The 3,913-nt window shown below is 62.8% G+C and carries 4 protein-coding genes; all 4 read left to right on the top strand.

Annotated elements, in window-relative coordinates:
• Positions 1-1,100: ABC transporter substrate-binding protein (locus EN925_RS26530; protein WP_128337042.1), on the top strand; the 1,100-nt coding region annotated here is incomplete at its 5' end.
• 2 nt (positions 1,101-1,102) lie between these two features.
• Complete coding sequence (locus EN925_RS26525) at positions 1,103-1,861, top strand: cyclase family protein (protein ID WP_128337041.1); 759 nt, start codon at positions 1,103-1,105, stop codon at positions 1,859-1,861.
• Between the two features lie 70 nt (positions 1,862-1,931).
• A complete protein-coding gene (locus tag EN925_RS26520) occupies positions 1,932-3,188 on the top strand; it encodes a cysteine desulfurase-like protein (RefSeq protein WP_127369852.1) in 1,257 nt (418 codons plus the stop codon).
• Between the two features lies 1 nt (position 3,189).
• Positions 3,190-3,771, top strand: coding sequence for a cupin domain-containing protein (locus tag EN925_RS26515; RefSeq protein WP_013528422.1), 582 nt, complete (start codon positions 3,190-3,192; stop codon positions 3,769-3,771).
• Positions 3,772-3,913: the final 142 nt, after the last annotated feature.

Here is a 3,913-nt window from a genome sequence, read left to right as displayed (position 1 = left end):
TTGCTGCCGACACCATCAAGATCGGCTATCCGGCAAACCTGACCGGCATCCAGGCCTCGCTCGACGGTCCGATGCTGAATGGCGCCAAGCTGGCAGCGAGCGAAATCAACGCCGCCGGCGGCGTGCTCGGCCAGCAGATAGAACTGGTGATCTACGACTCCAAGAGCGATTCGACGACGATCTCGACCGTCGCCAGCCAGTTGATCGACAGCGACAAGGTCGTCGGCATCATCGGCTTCGCCGATTCCGACTCGGTGCTGGCCATCGGACCGCAGGTCCAGACGGCGCAGATACCGTTCATAACGCCAGGCGCGACCTCGCCGAAATTGCCGAGCCAGCTCGGCAACGAGATCTTCCTCGCCGCCTTCGGCGACAACGTTCAGGCTGCGGTTGGCGCGGAGTTTGCGCTGAACAAGCTGAACGGCAAAACCGCCTACCTGCTGACCGACATCGGCACTGAATACACAACGCTGCTGTCGGACTACTTCGTCACCGCCTACGAGCATGGCGGGGGCAAGATTTTGGAGCGCGACACCTACAAGATCGGCGACAAGACCTTTACCGCGCAGATCGCCAAACTGAAGGCGCTGTCGCCGCAGCCAGACTTCGTCTATGCCTCGTCGAATGCCGAGGAAATCGGCCTGATCTTGAAGCAGATGCGCCAGGCCGGCATCAACCTGCCGGTGGTCGGCGGCGACGGCTACGACACGCCCTTGCTGATCCAGGTCGGCGGCGACGCGGCCAAGGACACCTACTTCACTACACACGCCTACATCGGTGAGGGCGCCACCCCGAAGGTGCAGGCCTTCATCGACGCCTACACCAAGTCGGTCGGCAATGCCCCGGAGAACGCGTTCGCTGCGCTCGGCTACGACTCGGTCAAGCTGATGGCCGACGCGATCAAGCGTGCCGGTGCGCCGGATCCGGCCAAGATCCGTGACGCGCTGGCCGCTACGTCCGGGCTCGACGGCGTGACCGGCACGATCACCTACCGCCCGGGCATTTCGGTGCCGGACAAGTCGGTCTCGGTCATTGGTGTCAAGGACGGCAAGCTTGTCCTGGCAAGTGAAGCGGCACCGACCTTCGTCGCGGAGCCGTGATCTTGTCCACTCCGGGCTCGCTTTGGGACATCTACAGGTCGCGGCTCTCCGCCGCGACCTTCACCGACCTGACGCATGCGTTTCATCCGGGTCAGCCGCATTTCCCGGCCTTCCCGGACGAGGAGCGCAGTGCGTTGCTCGATTTTTCGAAGGGCGATGCCTTCCAGGTCCACCACTACGCCTTCGTCGGACAGTGGGGCACCCATGTCGATCCGCCGGTGCACTTCATCGACGGCGGCCGCTCGATCGACCAACTGCCGGTGGCGGAGATGCTTCTGCCGCTGGTCATCCTCGACATCAGCGACAGGGTCGCCGCCGATCCCGACGCGACGCCGACGCTCGACGATATTTCGGCCTGGGAGACGCGGAACGGCCGTATCCCGGAAAAGTGTTTTGTCGCACTTCGCACCGGCTGGTGTCCGCGCTGGCCGGACCCCGTGGCATTTCGGAACAAGTCGGCCGACGGTATCTCGCATGCGCCGGGTTGGTCGAAGCCGGTGCTGGAGGAACTTTTGGAACGCCGCGGTGTCGCTGCGATCGGGCACGAGGGCATGGACACTGATCCCGGCCGTGCCACTTCCGCAGGTGACGCAAGCCTGGAATACTATGTGCTGTCGCGCGACTGCTGGCAGATCGAGCTCTTGGCCAATCTCGACAAAGTGCCCGAAGCCGGCGCGTTGATAATGGCAAGCTGGCCAAAGCCAAAGGCCGGATCTGGCTTCCCGGCTCGCGCTGTCGCCATCCATGAAGCGGCCGGCTGAACGCGTGAAGCCGCTGCTGGCGGCGGTCGAGGGGCCGCCGCACAACGATCATCAGACACGGAATTCAGACATGGATATAGATACGGTCCGCGATGCTTTTCCGGCGATGGCGAGAGGTGCCGGGCCGAAGAAGCGGATTTTCTTCGACAATCCCGCGGGAACCCAGATGGCGAGCCGTTCGATCGAGCGTATGACGCGTGCCATGATCGAAACCAACGCCAATCTTGGTGGCTATTTCGAAACCTCACTCGCGGCCCAGGCGATGGTCGACGACGCGCATCAGGCGATGGCCGATTTCTTCAATGCCGCCGACCGGCGTGAGGTGGTGTTCGGCCAGAACATGACGACTCTGACTTTCGCCGTCTCGCGCGCCATCGGCCGCGATCTGAACGCCGGCGACGCCATCGTGCTGACGCGCATGGATCATGACGCCAACGTCGCACCCTGGCTGATGCTGGCGGAGGATCGGGGGCTTGAAGTACGCTGGATCGACCTCGATCCAAAAACCTTCGAACTCGACCTGTCGACGCTGGAGGCGACTATCGACGAGGACGTCAAGCTGGTCGCCGTCGGATATGCCAGCAACGTTACCGGCACGATCAACGACGTGAAGCGGATCGCGCAGCGCGCCCGCGCGATCGGGGCGCTGAGCTATATCGACGCGGTGCAGTTCGCGCCGCATGGGGTGATCGACGTCCAGGAGATCGGCTGTGATTTCCTGGTTTGCTCGGCCTACAAATTTTTTGGACCGCATCACGGGGTGTTGTGGGGCCGTTTCGATCTGCTGCAGGCGCTGACCGCCTATAAGGTGCGCGCGGCTTCCAATACGCCACCTGGAAAATTCGAGACGGGAACGACAAGCCGCGAGGCGCTTGCCGGGGTGCTTGGCGCCGTCGAGCACTATGCCTGGCTCGGACAGTCCTTCGGCAACGTCCACCCGCAGGCGACGCGGCGGGAGCGCATCGTCGCCGGCATTGAAGTCGCCGACCGTTATGAGCGTGTCCTGACAGCACGGCTGATTGCCGGATTGTCTAGAATTGATGGCGTCTTGATCCAGGGCATATCCGATGTGGCGGCGCTGGCGCGCCGTGTGCCTACCGTGTCGATCACCGTTGACGGAACCGATCCCGCCGATATCGCCAAGGCGATGGCAGAGGAAGGCATCTATCTCTGGCACGGTCACAATTACGGTTTGGAGCCAATCAAGCGGCTGGGGCTTGCGGACCGCAACGGTGTCGTCCGCATCGGGCTGGCTCATTACAACACCGAGGCGGAAGTCGATTTCCTGCTGGCGAAGCTGGCGGACTGGATGAAGACGCGGACCTGACATGCGCGACAGAAACGGAACCCCGAGGATCGGCGTCAAGCTGCGCCATGCCAGACAGGTGCTTGGCCTCAGCCTGGAAGAGCTCGGCGCCCGCATCGGGCTGACAGAGGGTTATCTCTCGAAGATCGAAAACGACCGCGCTACACCGTCCATGGCGGCTCTGCATCGGCTGGTGCAGGCGCTGGGCATCAACATGAACGCGATGTTCGGCACGCTGCAGCACAATGCCTCGGAAGTGTTCGTTTTGCGGCAGAACGAGCGTCCGCACATGGAGACGGGACATCGGCGTTCGGGCAACCATGTCGTGCTCGAGCAATTGGTGCCGTCCGGTCCGGAATATCTGCTGCAGATCAACGTTCATGTGATCGAGGCCGGCGGCGGCAGCCCCGAGTTGATCAGCCACAAGGGACAAGAGTTCGGCTACGTGCTCGAAGGTTCCGTCGAATTGCTGGTCGAGGCGAACGTGGTGGCGCTCGAGGCAGGCGACGCGTTCTATTTCAACTCCGAACTCGGCCACGGCTACCGCAATATCGGTTCGACCACGGTCCGCATCCTCTGGGTCAACACGCCGCCGACATTCTGACCGCCTCCAGCGCGGCGCCGGATTTTGAGGGAGTTCTGCAGGCGTTGTTCAATGAGCCAACGTCCACAGGACAACAGCCGCCGAGCCCAATTGAGCTGTTTCAATGCCCGAACGCGAGCGGCGGCGCCAGTCGGTCGCGCCG

Origin of the sequence: Mesorhizobium sp. M7A.F.Ca.US.006.04.2.1, from assembly GCF_004022915.1 — a bacterium.
Classification (GTDB): Bacteria; Pseudomonadota; Alphaproteobacteria; order Rhizobiales; family Rhizobiaceae; genus Mesorhizobium; species Mesorhizobium ciceri.
This window is presented reverse-complemented; position numbering and strand designations above follow the sequence as displayed.